This window comes from Sporosarcina koreensis (assembly GCF_001531445.1).
Classification (GTDB): Bacteria; Bacillota; Bacilli; order Bacillales_A; family Planococcaceae; genus Sporosarcina; species Sporosarcina koreensis_C.
Genome location: NZ_LQYA01000028.1, coordinates 1 through 270, shown reverse-complemented (window position 1 = coordinate 270; position 270 = coordinate 1). Strand labels below are relative to the sequence as shown.

At 38.1% G+C, this 270-nt stretch carries 1 protein-coding gene; it reads right to left on the bottom strand.

All coding sequences use genetic code 11. The features are described from left to right. On the bottom strand, positions 1-270 hold a 270-nt coding region (locus AWV70_RS05430; protein ID WP_201024317.1), incomplete at both ends, for a plasmid recombination protein.

The following is a 270-nucleotide window of genomic DNA, read 5'->3' as shown; positions in this document are numbered from 1 at the left end:
TTTGTTTTTTAAACGTTTGTGTTTCGATATGCTCACGCTTTGAACCCTTTTCCCCTCGCTCCAAATCAAATCCAAGTTTTTGCATATGCTCAGGAAATTTGTCTTGAATCCAAATCAATTCCTGTCGATTAAAAACGTTCTTTCCTTGTAGTTTTCCGTCACGCATCGGAACAACTCCAATATGTAAATGAGGTGTTTTTTCGTCATGATGAACCGTCGCATAAGCGATATTTTGCTCACCGTATCGCTCCGAAAAAAGTTTGAAACTTT